The organism is Micromonospora sp. WMMD737, assembly GCF_049179055.1.
GTDB classification, from domain to species: domain Bacteria; phylum Actinomycetota; class Actinomycetes; order Mycobacteriales; family Micromonosporaceae; genus Micromonospora; species Micromonospora reichwaldensis.
Genome location: NZ_JBMHMH010000001.1, coordinates 6,581,021 through 6,595,039, shown reverse-complemented (window position 1 = coordinate 6,595,039; position 14,019 = coordinate 6,581,021). Strand labels below are relative to the sequence as shown.

Genomic DNA, 14,019 nt, shown 5'->3' with positions numbered 1-14,019 from the left:
TCAGTACGAGTCGACGATGTCGACGCGCACGCCGCGCCCGCCGATGGAGCCGATCACCTGGCGCAGCGCCTTGGCGGTCCGGCCGGACCGCCCGATCACCGTGCCGAGGTCCTCCGGGTGCACGCGGACTTCCAGCCGCTTGCCCCGACGGGAGTCGACCATCCGGACGCGTACGTCATCGGGGTGGTCGACGATGCCCTTGACCAGGTGCTCCAACGCCGGACGCAGAGGCATGTCAGGCCTGCTCACCGGCGTCGGCAGCGGCAGCCGGGGCCTCGGCCGGAGCCTCGGTCTTCGGCGCCTCGGCCGGAGCCTCGGCCTTGGCGGCCTTCTTGGCCGGCTTCGCCGGCGCCTCGGCCAGCCCGGCGGCGGCCTTCGCCTCGGCCTCGTACGCCGCGGTGCGGTCGACCCGCTCCGGGGCGACCTTCAGCGGCGGCGGGGCCGGCAGGCCCTTGAACTTCTGCCAGTCACCGGTCAGCTCCAGCAGCCGCTGCACCGCCTCGCTCGGCTGGGCGCCGACGGACAGCCAGTACTGGACCCGCTCCGACTTGACCTCGATCACCGAAGGGTCTTCCTTCGGCTGGTAGACCCCGACGAACTCGATCGCCCGGCCGTCGCGCTTGGTGCGCGAGTCGGCGATGACGATGCGGTACTGCGGGTTGCGGATCTTGCCCATCCGCAGGAGCCGGATCTTTACGGCCACAGTTGTTTCGCTCCTGTTGCGATCTCACCTGCCCGGTACGGGCGGTGCACGGGTGAGTGTCGACCGGCACAGTGGGGTTGGGCCGGAGACTGCTCGGTGGACTGGCGACGTGCCCGGGTTAGAGGGCGCCGGACGCGCGCCGGATACCAGCCAGCCATTCTGCCAGATCGGGCCCGGAACTCTCACACCGGACCGCCCCCGGTCACCCGCCCGGCGGCAGAAGTGGCCGAAAGCACAGTCGCCGGGCGGCGGCCTGCCCCACCGGTCGGGGGCGGTGCGCGGGCGGGCCGGGCCGGGTCAGCGCACCGGGGGACGGTCCCAGCCGGGCGGCAGCCCGTCGGGGACGGTCCAGTCGGGCGGCGGGGTGAAGTCGCACCAGGTGCCGTCGAACGGGAACTCCCCCGCCTCGGCCAGCGCGATCACCCGCTTCCCCTCGGCGCGGACCGCGTCGGCGTCGGTCACCCAGTAGTGGTCGGGGAAGGCGAGCCGCTCGGCGAACTCCCCCTCGTCCTTCCACTCCCAGCCCAGGTCGGGGCGGACGACCACGTCGAGGTCCTGGTCCACCATGTCGACGCCGGCGAGCGTGCCGTCGTCCCAGCGCACCCCGGGCTCCTCCAGGTTGACGTACCAGGTGGCGAAGCGGTCGTGCGCGTCGCGGAACCACCACACGGAGTGGGCCGCCCCGGCGGGCAGGAACTTGAGCACCGAGGGGCCGTCCCACCGGCCGGTGGCCAGGCGGTACGACGAGGAGATCCACTCGCTGAACGGCACCGCCCGCATGCCCAGCCCGGCCTCGGTGACCTCGCTCGCGACCGGGGAGTCACGGGGCACCCAGAGCAGCAGGCCCCGGTCGTCGTCGCTGACCACCCGCGCGGTGCGTACCCAGCCGATCCGGCCCCGGCGCACGTTGCGGTGCACGATCAGCCGCCCAGGTTCGAATCTCACGCACCGACCCTACCGGCCCCCACCCCCGGCCCCCGCCCACCGCTCCGAGGTGCAAGGAAGGGACCCTTCCTCTGCCTCAGGCCTCAGGAAGGTGCCCTTCCTGACGCCTGAGGGAGCCGCCGCGGGTGAGGGGGTGGGCGGACCTCAGTAGGCGCGGGCCAGGATGGCGACCAGGTCGGGCTCGTCCTCGGAGTCGGGCACCGAGCCGTCGGCGCGCAGCAGGCAGCGCACGGTGACGCCCTGGCCGTTGGCCTCCGCCTCGCCCTGCACGCCGACCGCCGACCACGGCACCATGGCCCAGCCGGTGGCCGCCGCCTCGATCGCCTCGGCGAGGGTCGACACCTCGACCGTGCGGGACTTCCGGTGGGCCAGCGCCTGGTCGTGCAGGGCCCGCTGGTCGGCGTCGAGGGCGGCCAGCACGGCGGTCACCACGTCGGCCACCGGCGTCGGGGACTTCGAGCCGTCGGTGCGCCGGACCACGACCGCGTTGCCGGCGGCCAGGTCGCGGGGGCCGACCTCGACGCGTACGGGATAGCCGCGCAGCTCGGCGTCGACGGCCCGGCGGCCGAACGGCGTGTCGACGCGGTCGTCGAGCGCGACCCGGACGCCCGCGTCGCGCAGGCCGTCGCGCAGCTTGGCCGCCGCCTCCCCGACGCCCTCGCCGTCCTTGACCACCATGACGTACGCCTGCACGGGCGCCAGCTTCGGCGGCACCCGCAGGCCGTTGTCGTCGCCGTGGCACATGATCAGGCCGCCGAGCATCCGGGTCGAGGTGCCCCAGGAGGTCGTCCACGCGTGCTCCCGGCCGCCCTCGGCCGACGAGTAGCTGATGTCGAACGCCTTGGCGAAGTTCTGCCCCAGCTCGTGGCTGGTGCCGAGCTGGAGGGCCTTGCCGTCACCCATCATGCCTTCGCAGGTGTAGGTGGCGGTGGCGCCGGCGAAGCGCTCGCGGGCGGTCTTCAGGCCGACGACCACCGGGATGCCGAGCACGTTGACCATCAGGTCCTCGTACGCCTCGTGCAGGATCCGGCGGGCGTAGGCGCGGGCGTCGTCGCGGGTCGCGTGCGCGGTGTGCCCCTCCTGCCAGAGGAACTCGCTGGTGCGCAGGAAGATCCGGGGGCGCAGCTCCCAGCGGACCACGTTGGCCCACTGGTTGAGCAGCAGCGGCAGGTCCCGGTAGGAGTCGATCCACTTGGCCATGAACTCGCCGATGACGGTCTCGCTGGTGGGGCGCACCACCACCGGCTCGGCGAGCTGCTTGCCGCCGCCGTGGGTGACCACCGCCAGCTCCGGCGAGAAGCCCTCGACGTGCTCGGCCTCGCGCTTGAGGTAGCTCTCCGGGATGAAGAGCGGGAAGTACGCGTTCTCCGCGCCCGCCGCCTTGATCCGGGCGTCCATCTCGGCCTGCATCCGCTCCCAGATGGCGTAGCCGGCCGGGCGGATGACCATGGTCCCCCGGACCGGGCCGTTGTCGGCCAGCTTCGCCTTGGCGATCAGGTCCTGGTACCAGCGGGGAAAGTCCTCCGCACGGGGAGTGAGCACGCGTGCCATGACCGCACATCCTATGCGTCGGCCGAAGGGACGACGTCATCGGGCGCGACGTCGGCGGTCTCCGCCGTGCCGGTCGGTGCGGCCGGGCTAGGATTCGACCACCATGGGTGAGGTGAGGGACGGCACCCGTTCCCGGGACGCGATCGTCGAGGCCGCCCGGGCATTGACCATCGCGACCGGCTGGGACGGCGTCCGGATGGGTGCCGTCGCGCGCGCGGCGGGGGTCAGCCGGCAGACGGTCTACAACGAGTTCGGCACCAAGGCGGGGCTGGCCGAGGCGCTCGCCCGGCGGGAGGTCGACAGGTTCGTCGGCGACGTACGCGCCCTGCTGCGCGCCCACGGCGACGACGTGCGGGCCGCCGCGCACGCCACCATCTCGCACACCCTCACGCAGGCGGCCGACGACCCGCTGATCAAGGCCGTCCTGACCAGCTCCCGGGGCGGCTCGGACGACCTGCTGCCCTACCTGACCACCCGGTCGGAGCTGGTCCTGACCGAGGCCACCGAGGTGCTGCTGGAGTGGGCCGACGGCGTGCTGCCGGGCGCCGACCGCGACGCCGTCGCGTTCGCCACGGACTCGGTCGTCCGGTTGGTGATCAGCCACATCGTCCTGCCCGGCGCCCCCGTCGCGCAGACCGCCGCCGCCCTCGCCGACCTCGCGGTGTACCTGCTCCTGCACGCGGTCACCCAGGCCCACACCGGCTGACCGGGCGCCGCCCCGGGCAGCGCCGCACCGCCGGCCGGAGCGCCACCGGCCCGACCGGGCGCCTCCCCCGCCGACCGCCCGGGCGCGACGGGTCAGCGGACGACGCGACCGCGCAGCACGATGCGGGCGGGGGTGCGTACGGCGCGCAGGTCGACGCGCGGGTCCTCGGCGTAGACGACGAGGTCCGCCAGGCCGCCCTCGACCAGTCCGGGGAAGCCGAGCCACTCGCGGGCCCGCCAGGACGCGGCGGCGAGCACGTCGGTGGTGGACATGCCGGCCTGCTCGTGCAGCAGCAGCATCTCCTCCGCGGCGAGGCCGTGGTCGATGCCGCCGCCCGCGTCCGTGCCCACGTAGATCGGGACCCCGGCCTCGTGCGCCGAGCGGACCACCTCGGGGAAGCGGTCGCGCAGCGCGAGCATGTGCTCGGCGTAGCCGGGGAACTTGGCCCGGGCCTGCTCGGCGATCCCGCCGAAGGTCCGAATGTTGATCATCGTGGGGATGAGCGCGGTGCCCCGGCGGGCCATCTCGTCGATCAGGTCCAGGCTGAGGCCCGTGCCGTGCTCCACCGAGTCCACCCCGGCGCGCACCATGATCTCGACGGCCGACTCGGAGAAGGTGTGCACGGCGGCGCGTACCCCGGCGGCGTGCGCGGCCCGCACGGCGGCCGCCATGGTGTCGGCGTCCCAGGCCGGGGCCAGGTCGCCGACGCCCCGGTCGATCCAGTCGCCGACCAGCTTCACCCAGCCGTTGCCGGCGCGCGCCTGCGCGGCCACCGTCGCCGCCACCTCCGCCGCGCCGACCTCGACGCCGATGTCGCGCAGGTAGCGCTTCGGCGGCGCGACGTGCCGGCCGGCGCGGGCCAGCCGCGGCAGGTCGGGCTCGTCGTCGAGTTCGGGGTACGGGTACGGCGACCCGGCGTCGCGGATGGCGAGGACCCCGGCGTCCCGGTCGACCCGGGCCAGCTCGCGGGCCTGGTCGAGCGAGGTGATCGGGGCGCCGCCGCGGGCGATGCCGATGTGGCAGTGCGCGTCGATCAGACCGGGCAGCACGAACCCGCCGTCGGCGATCGTCTCCGCACCGGCGACCGGGGTGAAGGTGACCCGGTCGCCGACCAGCCACAGGTCACGGACCTCGTCGTCGGGCAGCACCACGCCGCGTACGTGCCAGGCCATGCGTCCTCCGTCTGCGCGAAAGGGGGCGGTCCGCCCGCCATTCTTCCCGCCCTGCGCGGCCGGCGGCGTTCAGCCCTCGTCGCGCGCCAGCAGCCCGGCCCGCCGCGCGGTCAGCGCGGGCAGGTCGACGGAGACCTTCCAGGGCCGCTCGGTGACGAAGAGGTCCTCGGTGTGGGTCACCGCCTCGTACTCGCCGGTGGGGCCGAGCGTGTATTCCGTGAGGGTCATCCGCTCGTGCAGCGGGTCGACCACCCAGTACGTCCGCACCCCGGCGTGCGCGTAGACCTTTGCCTTGTCGTAGAGGTCGCGGAACGTGGAGGACGGCGAGAGGACCTCGACGGCCAGCAGCGCGTCCTCGACGGGAACGGGCGAGCGGTCGGCGTGCTCGCGGCGGATGGCGACGACGTCGGGGCGCGGCTCGTTGCGGCGGTCGATGCGCATCGACAGGTCGATGCTGACCAGGTAGTCGGCGGGGCAGTTGACCTCGAGCGCGAGCAGCAGTCGCACGCAGAGGTCCTGATGCACGGCGGTGGGGGACGGCACGATCAACCTTCCGTTGACCAACTCGTACGGAAGGTCCTTCGGCAGGTCGCCGAGGTCGTCGACCGTCCACTCCGACCGGTCGGGCAGGATGGGTGCCACGGTCTTAACGCTTCCCCACGACTGAAGGCCGGGGGATATCTGGCTCAGACCGCACAGCGCCACCGCCCCGAAGGGAGGTGAGCACGTGTCTTATGTCGTCGGCGCCAGCACGGTCGCGTTCTACCGTGGCGAGGATCGTCCTCGCGGCGTTCAGGTCGCGCCCGGCGGTGTACCCGCAGTCGTCGCACCTGAAAGTTCTGACACCCAACCCGAGGCGTTCCTTGGTTCTCGTACCGCACTCGGAGCAGGTCATCGTGGTGTAGGCGGGCGGCACCAGCACCACCTTCCGGCCCGCCCGCATGCCACGGTCGATCAGTTCCCATTTGGCGGCACCGATTGCGGCGTCCGCGGCTTTGCGGGCCATCGTGGTCCTGGTCAGAAACCTCGGTTTGAAGTCCTCAACGGCGATCACGCTGTGGTCATCCACGACCTTCTTCGCCCACTGGCGGGCGTCGTGGATGTTCTGCCTGGCCGCCTTCTTGTGCAGCTTGGCGGCCTGCTGCTTGGCCCGCAGATAGCCCTTCGAGGGGGCGCGTCCGCGGGGGCGGCGCCGACGGCTCATCTTGCGCTGCACCTTGGCCATCGTGGCGGCGCACCGCTTGCGGTGGCCGAGGTGAGGCAGGTCGTAGGCGGGGTCCGTGGTGGTGGCGGTGGTGCTGACACCCCAGTCGACACCGATCTTACCGTCTGCGGCGGGCGCGTGTGTGGCTTCGCGGCGGACCACGAACGAGGCGTACCAGTGGCCGAGCGAGTCCTGGTAGACGCGCACACTGGTCGGATTCGACGGCAGCTCACGGGACCAGACCACCGGGATGTCGATTCCGCCAGCCAGGCGCAACCGGCGGTCGCGGATGGTGAATCCACGCACGGTGTACCCAAGGCTGGGCAGAGCCTTCTTGCGCCGCTTGGCCGTTGGCCGTCCGCGGCCCTTGACCTTGAACGAGTGCTGCAAGGCCAATGCATAGGTGCGCAGTGTTTGCTGCTGGGCGACCTGGGAGCCGTCCCGCAGCCACGGGTGCCGGCTCCGCGCTTCGGTAAGCAGCTTGGACAACTTGCAGAAGGTGGGCTTGCGGCCGGCCTTCTGCTGGTGGACGGCTTCGTTCCACAGCCACCGGCACCGGCCCCACTCCTCGGACAGTGCGGCCACTGCGGTCGCGCCGGGGCGCAACCGGTAGGTGTATCGCACTGTCTCGTCCACACCCATGGCCAGAGCCAGGGGTTTCTCGGGCGGGCTCTTGATGACTCCTCCCTCCAGGGGCACGCCATCACCCTAGGCAAGGATCATGCCACCCGCCGTCAGCGACACACCTCAGCGGGGCTGACCGCCGCCGCCCTTGCCAAGCTTGTTGAAGTCGATCTTCGGCAGCTTGAAGCCCGGGGGCAGCCCCTGGCCGCCGGCCAGGTCGTTCGGATCCATGCCCGGCGGGAGCTGCGGCATCCCGCCCGGGAAGCCGCCCGGCATCTGAGCGCCCGCCCCGGCGCGCGGCCGGTTGCCGCCCTTGGTGCCCTTGCGCTTGTTCTTCGGCGACTTGGTCGCCTTGCGCCGGCCGCCGCCCGGCAGGCCCATCATGCCGCCCATCTGCTTCATCATCTTCTGCGCGTCGGCGAAGCGGTTGAGCAGCTGGTTGACGTCCATCACCGTGACGCCGGAGCCGTTGGCGATGCGGGCCCGGCGCGAGCCGTTGATGATCTTCGGGTTGGTGCGCTCGGCGGGGGTCATCGACCGGATGATCGCGGTGACCCGGTCGAAGTGCTTGTCGTCGACCTCGGCGAGCTGGTCCTTCATCTGCCCCATGCCCGGCATCATGGCCAGCACGTTGGCGATGGGGCCCATCCGCCGGACCGCGATGAGCTGGTCGAGGAAGTCCTCCAGGGTGAACTGCTCGCCGCCCATCAGCTTGGCGGTCATCTTCTCCTTCTGATCGGTGTCGAAGGCCTGCTCGGCCTGCTCGATCAGAGTGAGGACGTCGCCCATGCCGAGGATCCGGCTGGCCATCCGGTCGGGGTGGAAGACGTCGAAGTCCTCCAGCTTCTCGCCGGTGGAGGCGAAGAGGATCGGCTGCCCGGTGACCTCCCGGACCGACAGCGCGGCACCACCGCGGGCGTCGCCGTCGAGCTTGGAGAGGACCACGCCGGTGATGCCCACGCCGTCGCGGAACGCCTCGGCGGTGCGCACCGCGTCCTGGCCGACCATGGCGTCGATGACGAAGATGACCTCGTCCGGCTCGACCGCGTCGCGGATGTCGGCGGCCTGCTGCATCATCTCGGCGTCGATGCCGAGCCGGCCGGCGGTGTCGACGATGACGATGTCCCGGGCGGCCCGCTTCGCGTGCTCGATCGAGGCGCGCGCCACCTGCACCGGGTCGCCGGTGCCGTTGCCGGGCTCGGGGGCGTACACCTCGACGCCGGCGCGGCCACCGAGCACCTGGAGCTGCCCGACGGCGTTGGGGCGCTGGAGGTCGGCGGCGACCAGCAGCGGCTGGTGGCCCTGGGCCTTGAGCCAGCGGGCCAGCTTGCCGGCGAGGGTGGTCTTACCGGAACCCTGGAGGCCGGCGAGCATGATCACCGTCGGCGGCTGCTTGGCGAACTGGAGCCGCCGCCCCTCGCCGCCGAGGACGTTGATCAGCTCCTCGTTGACGATCTTGATGATCTGCTGCGCCGGGTTGAGCGCCTGGGAGACCTCGGCGCCGCGCGCCCGCTCCTTGACGTTGGCGATGAAGCCCTTGACCACCGGCAGCGCGACGTCCGCCTCCAGCAGCGCGAGGCGGATCTCGCGCGCGGTGGCGTCGATGTCGGCGTCGGTGAGCCGGCCCTTGCCGCGGAGCTTGGTGAAGATCCCGGACAGGCGGTCACTCAAGGTGTCAAACACGCGAACATCCCGTTTGTCAGTGTTCCGGCGGGCAGATCGGCGACCGGGCGAGGTGTCCGGCCACCGCTAGGGTAGCCGGCCAGCCCTACGGCCGCTTCGGCCCGGGCGCAGCTGACCCCGGCCATTCGGGCGGGACCACCAAGATCGCGGGGCCGGGAGGGCGGGGGCCCGACGGTGGCAGGGGCCCTTCCTCCACCTCAGGCGTCAACAGGGGGCCCTTCCTTACACGGCGGCCAGCACCGCCGCCTCCAGACGGGCCCGGGTCGTGTCGTCCGGCCAGCCGCCGACGAGGTAGAAGGCGTCCACCACGTCGCCGCCGAGGGTGGAGATGCGGGCCGCGCGCACCTGGGCGCCGGCCTCGTCGAGGGCGCAGGTGACCCGGTAGAGCAGCCCTACCGCGTCGGCGGCGCGCAGCTCCAGCAGCACGGCGTCCGTGGCCGCCTCGCGGTGCCAGACCACCCGGGGCGCGGCCGGATCGGACCGCGCCGCCAGGGCCCGGCCGCGCAGCCGCTGGGTGACCGAGACGTCGCCGTTCACCGCGCGGCGCAGGTCGGCGCCGAGGGCGATCGGGTCGGGCGCGAGGCCGTACCGGGGCTGCACGCGGCACTCGACCAGGGCCCGGCCGTCGACGGTGGAGGCGTCGGCGGAGAGCACCTCCAGCCGGTGCAGCGCCAGGCAGCCGGCCACCGTCGCGAGCAGGCCGCGCCGGTCCGCCGCGGCCACCGCCACCCGGTCTGCCGTCAGGTGTACGACCGGCAGGGGCCCCGCCAGCAGGGCCGGATCGGGGGCGGGCGGGGCGGGCAGCGCGCCCGTGTCCAGCGCGGTCCGTACCCGGGTGACCAACTCGGTGACCAGGCGGCCCTTCCAGTCCGACCAGGCGGCCGGACCGGTGGCGGCGGCGTCGGCCCGCACCAGTGCGTGCAGCAGGTCCAGCGTGGTCGGGTCGCCGACCCGCTCGGCCACCCCGGCGATGGTGACCGGGTCGGCCAGGTCCCGTCGGGTGGCCACGTCGGGCAGGAGCAGGTGCAGCCGGACCAGCGTGCCGATCAGCGCCACCTCCGGCTCGGGCAGGCCGATCCGGGCGGCCACCGCCGCCGCCAGCGGCACCCCGACCGTGCTGTGGTCGCCGGGAAGCCCCTTGCCGACGTCGTGCAGGAGTGCGCCGAGCAGCAGCAGGTCGGGGCGGTCCACCTCGCGGGTGTGCCGGCTGGCCTCGTACGCGGTCTGCACGAGGTGCCGGTCGAGGGTGAACCGGTGCACGGGGTTGTGCTGCGGCAGGCTGCGCAGCCGGGTCCACTCGGGCAGCCAGCCCTCGATCAGCCCGTACCGGTCGCAGGTCTCCCAGGCCGGCACCAGGCCGGGACCGGCGCCGAGCAGGGTGATCAGCGCGGCCCGGGCCTCGGCCGGCCACGGCGCCGGCAGCGGCGGGCAGTACGCGGCCAGCCACTCGCAGGTGGCCCGGGCGATGGGCAGCCGGGTGACGGCCGCGGCGGCGGCGACCCGCAGCGACAGGCTCGGGTCGGGGCGTGCCCCGATGGCGGTGCGGGCCAGCACCAGCTCACCGTCGTGCTCGACGACGTCCCGGGCGACCGGTCGGCGCAGCGGGCGCCCGTCGCCGCCCCGGCGGCGGCCGGAGCGGAGCCGGTCGGCGGCGCGGAAGGCGTCGTCGAGGGCGTGGCTGACGGTCCGGGCGTCCCCGGCGACCCGGCGCAGCAGCGCGTCGCCATCGCCGACCAGCTCGGTTCCACCGGGTACGGGCTGCCGGAGCCCGAGCAGCGCGGCGACCCCGTCGCGTTCCTGGGCGATCAGCCGGTCCACCCGGCGGCCGCTCTGCCGGTGCAGCGCGTCCCGGGTGTCGAGCAGCCGCAGGTGCGCGGCGCGGACGGCGGGGCGCAGCGCGTCGGTGATCCCGGCGGTGGCGATCGCCCGCAGGATGCCCACGTCGCGCAGCCCGCCGGCCGCCTCCTTCAGGTCGCCCTCCAGCAGGAACGCCAGCTCGCCGTGGGCGGCCCAGCGGGCGGCGGTGATCTCGCGGAGCGCCGGGAGCTGGCGTACGGCGGTGCGCCGCCAGTGGTCGGCGGCGGTGCGGACGAGGGTGTCCGCGAGCGCGGCGTCCCCGGCGACCAGCCGCGCGTCGAGCAGCCCGAGGGCCACCTTCACGTCGTCCTGGGCGACGGAGAGCGCCTCGGCGACGGTCCGGACGGAGTGGTCCAGCCGCAGCCCGGCGTCCCACACGGGATACCAGACCGAGGCGGCCAGCTCGTCCACGCCGGGCACCCCGGCGTGCAGCAGCACGAGGTCGAGGTCGCCGTGCGGCGCGCACTGCCGGCGGCCCAGCCCGCCGACGGCGATCAGCGCCACCCCGGGCCGCTGCGGGAGCAGCCCGCGCAGCCACCGGTCGTACGCGTCGGCCCGCGCGGCCCGCGCCGTCGCCCCGATGCCGCCGTCGACGCCGACGACCTCGTCGACCAGGAGGGCGGCGGCACCGTTGCCGGTGTGTTCCGACGCGTTCTTCCTGGTCGACGAGGTCATGTCGGTGGGTGGCCGGTCAGAGCGCGTCGAGGCCGCGCTCGCCGGTACGGACCCGGACGACCTCCTCGACGGCGGTCACCCAGACCTTCCCGTCGCCGATCTTGCCGGTCCGGGCGGCACCGACGACGGCGTCCACGATCTTGTCGACGTCGATCTCGTCGGTGAGCACCTCCACCCGGATCTTGGGCAGGAACTCGACCGTGTACTCGGCACCCCGGTAGACCTCGGTGTGCCCCTTCTGCCGCCCGTAGCCCTGGACCTCGCTGACGGTCAGGCCGGCCACGCCGAGGGCGTGCAGGGCCTCCTTCACCGCGTCCAGCTGGTACGGCTTGATGACCGCGGTCACCAGCTTCATGTCCAACCCCTCCATCCCAGGAACGTTAACGGGCGACCTTCTCGGCGGCGGACCCGGCGGCCGGCTCGGCCGGCTCGGCAGCCGCAGCCGGCACGGTGGGCTCGGCAGGCACGGTGGGCGCGGTCGCCGGCTCCGTCGCCGGCCTGGCGCCGGTCAGCCCGGCCATGGCGAACGCGCTGCCCCCGCCGCTGCCGGCGGCCGGCGACAGGTCGTAGCCGCTCTCGGCGTGCTCGGCGATGTCGATGCCGCCGACCTCGTCCTCGGCCCGCAGGCGGAAGCCGATCGTCTTCTCGATGCCGAAGGCGAGCACCCAGGCCACCGCGAAGGACCAGACGGTGACGATCAGGCCGGCCAGGGCCTGCCGGCCGAGCTGGGTCACCCCGCCGCCGTAGAAGAGCCCGTCGGAGGCGCCGATCACGTCGCTGATCGCGCCGTTGACCGAGTTGGTGGCGAAGAGGCCGAGCCAGAGCGAGCCGATCCAGCCGCCGACGAAGTGCACGCCGACCACGTCGAGCGAGTCGTCGTAGCCGAGCTTGTACTTGAGGCTGATCGCCAGCGCGCAGACCGCCCCGGCGACGAGACCGAGCAGCACCGCCGCCCAGGGGGCGATGAAGCCGCAGGCCGGGGTGATGGCGACCAGGCCGGCGATGGCGCCGGACGAGGCGCCGACCAGGGTCGGCTTCCGGTCCTTGATCCATTCGACGACGATCCAGCCGAGCACGGCGGCGGCCGTGGCGAGCTGGGTGTTGATGAAGGCCAGGCCGGCGACCGAGTCGACGGTGAGCTCGGAACCGGCGTTGAAGCCGAACCAGCCGAACCAGAGCAGCCCGGCGCCGAGCGCGACGAGCGGGATGTTGTGCGGCTTCATCCCCTCCCGGGGCCAGCCGAGCCGCTTGCCCAGCACCAGCACCAGGGCCAGGGCCGCCGCGCCGGCGTTGATGTGCACCGCGGTGCCGCCGGCGAAGTCGAGCGCGTGCAGGTCGCCGCCGATGATGCCGCCGCCCCACACCCAGTGCGCGACCGGGAAGTAGACGAGCGTCGCCCAGCCGAACGCGAAGAGCAGCCAGCCGGCGAACTTCGCCCGGTCGGAGATCGCGCCGCTGATCAGCGCGACGGTGATCACGGCGAACATCATCTGGAAGGCCATGAACACGTAGAGCGGGACGCCGATGCCGCTCGGGTTCTCCGCCGTCGCGCCCCAGAGGTCGGTCTCGGCGAGGAAGGTCTTGGTGCCGAGGTAGGCGCCCGGGTCGCCCCAGAGCCCGTTGACATCGCTACCGAAGGCGATGCTGAAACCGTAGAACCACCACAAGACAGAGATGAGCCCGATCGCGGAGAAGCTCATCATCATCATGTTCAGTACACCCTTGGACCGGTTGAGGCCGCCGTAGAACAGCGCCAGTCCGGGCGTCATGAGCAGCACGAGCGCCGTCGACACCAGCAACCACACGGTGTTGCCGGAATCGATCGTGGGTGCCTCAGGCACGCTGGCCTCCTAAAGGTGAAGTTCCCTCCTTCCCGGCTTCCGGGGCAGCGTCGCCCGTACGCCGGATGGGCGGAAGCCTGCTCGCTCCCTGTTTCCCCCAGCGTCACCCGTCGATTTCCGAACGGTGACGGGTTGTTTCGGACGTGTGAAGAGAAGCTCACCGCCGGCCGGCGCGGCCGACCGCACGGACCGCTCAGCGCAGCGCGTACTCCAGGGCGTTGCGCTCGTAGTCGAGCAGCCGCAGGTCCCGCATCGGCCGGCGCAGGTGCCCTTTGTGCACGATCCGGACGAAGGCCGGCTCACCGGCGGCGGCCATCCGGCGGATGCCCTCCACGTGGTCCACGATCCGCTTGCGGATGGTCCGGATCAGCCGGTGCCGGTCCCGGGGGATGAGCCCGTACGCGTCGGCGAAGAGGCGCAGCCGGCGCGGCCGGTCGGGGTGCTTCCAGCCGAGCGTGATCGAGTCCCGGTCGGAGAAGATCGGCACCCAGGTCCAGGCCGCGTACGCCACGTCGTAGATCCGGGCGCCGGGCGAGGCGAGGTCGAAGTCGATCAGCCCCAGGGTGCCGTCGGGCCGCCAGATCACGTTGTGCGGGGCGGCGTCGTGGTGGCAGATCACCTCGGTGTCCGGCGGCGGCGGTCCGAACGAGCGCCACACCGCCCCGGGCGGCGGGACGAAGCCGTACTGGGCGTCGTGGAACATGCGCAGCATGGTGGCGACGGTCACCAGTGCCTCGTCGGTGACCCAGTGCGGGGCCAGCGGGTACTCCCCGCACTCCCCCTCCAGGTACGACAGGACCTCCCGGTTGCGCTCGTCCATGCCCAGCGCGCGGGGGGCGCCGGTGAACCCGACGTACTCCAGGTGGCGCAGCAGGGCGTGCACCGAGGGCGTCCACGGCCCGGCGTTGCGCCGGACCGTGTCGCCGACCCGGACGACGGTGCTGACGTTCCCGCCGTGCAGCGGGATCTCCTGCGAAGTCACGTACGGTCTCCCGAGGCCCGTCGACGGGTGGCTGGGGTCGCGCCACCCGGCGTAGGCGCGATCGTCGGTCGTCACT

Annotated in this window: 13 protein-coding genes; 1 reads left to right on the top strand and 12 read right to left on the bottom strand. The window is 73.0% G+C overall.

Going from position 1 to position 14,019, the window contains the following annotated elements:
• The 4 genes from ACN27A_RS29250 to proS all read right to left on the bottom strand — a co-directional run bounded on the left by ACN27A_RS29250 (position 1) and on the right by proS (position 3,199).
• The gene (locus tag ACN27A_RS29250) at positions 1–261 is read right to left on the bottom strand and encodes an RNA-binding protein (RefSeq protein ID WP_172862164.1); all 261 of its coding nucleotides are present in this window, start codon (positions 259–261) and stop codon (positions 1–3) included.
• On the bottom strand, positions 236–703 hold the full coding sequence (gene rpsP, locus ACN27A_RS29245; protein WP_311410948.1) for a 30S ribosomal protein S16: 468 nt from the start codon (positions 701–703) through the stop codon (positions 236–238). Before rpsP ends, ACN27A_RS29250 begins: the two co-directional genes overlap by 26 nt.
• Positions 704–1,000: 297 nt before the next feature.
• Positions 1,001–1,648 (bottom strand): DUF402 domain-containing protein, encoded by a 648-nt coding sequence (locus ACN27A_RS29240; protein WP_327030769.1) that lies wholly within the window; start codon positions 1,646–1,648, stop codon positions 1,001–1,003.
• Between the two features lie 144 nt (positions 1,649–1,792).
• Positions 1,793–3,199: a proline--tRNA ligase gene (gene proS, locus ACN27A_RS29235; RefSeq protein WP_421457762.1), complete on the bottom strand. Its 1,407-nt coding sequence runs from the start codon at positions 3,197–3,199 to the stop codon at positions 1,793–1,795.
• Between the two features lie 103 nt (positions 3,200–3,302).
• Here proS and ACN27A_RS29230 point away from each other — a divergent pair, with 103 nt between their 5' ends.
• A complete protein-coding gene (locus tag ACN27A_RS29230) occupies positions 3,303–3,905 on the top strand; it encodes a TetR family transcriptional regulator (RefSeq protein WP_421457761.1) in 603 nt (200 codons plus the stop codon).
• A 92-nt stretch (positions 3,906–3,997) separates the two neighbouring features.
• Here ACN27A_RS29230 and ACN27A_RS29225 read toward each other — a convergent pair whose 3' ends face one another.
• The 8 genes from ACN27A_RS29225 to ACN27A_RS29190 all read right to left on the bottom strand — a co-directional run bounded on the left by ACN27A_RS29225 (position 3,998) and on the right by ACN27A_RS29190 (position 14,018).
• On the bottom strand, positions 3,998–5,077 hold the full coding sequence (locus ACN27A_RS29225) for an amidohydrolase family protein (protein ID WP_421457760.1): 1,080 nt from the start codon (positions 5,075–5,077) through the stop codon (positions 3,998–4,000).
• 69 nt (positions 5,078–5,146) lie between these two features.
• A complete protein-coding gene (locus ACN27A_RS29220) occupies positions 5,147–5,719 on the bottom strand; it encodes a Uma2 family endonuclease (RefSeq protein WP_421457759.1) in 573 nt (190 codons plus the stop codon).
• Positions 5,720–5,723: 4 nt separating this feature from the next.
• Positions 5,724–6,980, bottom strand: coding sequence for an RNA-guided endonuclease InsQ/TnpB family protein (locus tag ACN27A_RS29215; RefSeq protein WP_421457758.1), 1,257 nt, complete (start codon positions 6,978–6,980; stop codon positions 5,724–5,726).
• Positions 6,981–7,028: 48 nt separating this feature from the next.
• Positions 7,029–8,588 carry a signal recognition particle protein gene (gene ffh, locus ACN27A_RS29210; RefSeq protein WP_421457757.1) on the bottom strand — a complete coding sequence of 520 codons (1,560 nt, stop codon included), beginning with the start codon at positions 8,586–8,588 and terminating at the stop codon, positions 7,029–7,031.
• 222 nt (positions 8,589–8,810) lie between these two features.
• Positions 8,811–11,120 carry a [protein-PII] uridylyltransferase gene (locus tag ACN27A_RS29205; RefSeq protein ID WP_421457756.1) on the bottom strand — a complete coding sequence of 770 codons (2,310 nt, stop codon included), beginning with the start codon at positions 11,118–11,120 and terminating at the stop codon, positions 8,811–8,813.
• Positions 11,121–11,136: 16 nt separating this feature from the next.
• Positions 11,137–11,475, bottom strand: coding sequence for a P-II family nitrogen regulator (locus ACN27A_RS29200; RefSeq protein WP_176733926.1), 339 nt, complete (start codon positions 11,473–11,475; stop codon positions 11,137–11,139).
• Between the two features lie 25 nt (positions 11,476–11,500).
• A complete protein-coding gene (locus ACN27A_RS29195) occupies positions 11,501–12,961 on the bottom strand; it encodes an ammonium transporter (RefSeq protein WP_421457755.1) in 1,461 nt (486 codons plus the stop codon).
• A 193-nt stretch (positions 12,962–13,154) separates the two neighbouring features.
• Complete coding sequence (locus ACN27A_RS29190) at positions 13,155–14,018, bottom strand: aminoglycoside phosphotransferase family protein (protein WP_192581443.1); 864 nt, start codon at positions 14,016–14,018, stop codon at positions 13,155–13,157.
• Position 14,019 lies beyond the last annotated feature (1 nt).

Coding starts and splice junctions, on each gene's coding strand:
- proS (WP_421457762.1), bottom strand. CDS start 3,199: ATGGCACGCGTGCTCACTCCCCGTGCGGAGGACTTTCCCCGCTGGTAC.
- ACN27A_RS29230 (WP_421457761.1), top strand. CDS start 3,303: ATGGGTGAGGTGAGGGACGGCACCCGTTCCCGGGACGCGATCGTCGAG.
- ACN27A_RS29225 (WP_421457760.1), bottom strand. CDS start 5,077: ATGGCCTGGCACGTACGCGGCGTGGTGCTGCCCGACGACGAGGTCCGT.
- ACN27A_RS29205 (WP_421457756.1), bottom strand. CDS start 11,120: ATGACCTCGTCGACCAGGAAGAACGCGTCGGAACACACCGGCAACGGT.
- ACN27A_RS29200 (WP_176733926.1), bottom strand. CDS start 11,475: ATGAAGCTGGTGACCGCGGTCATCAAGCCGTACCAGCTGGACGCGGTG.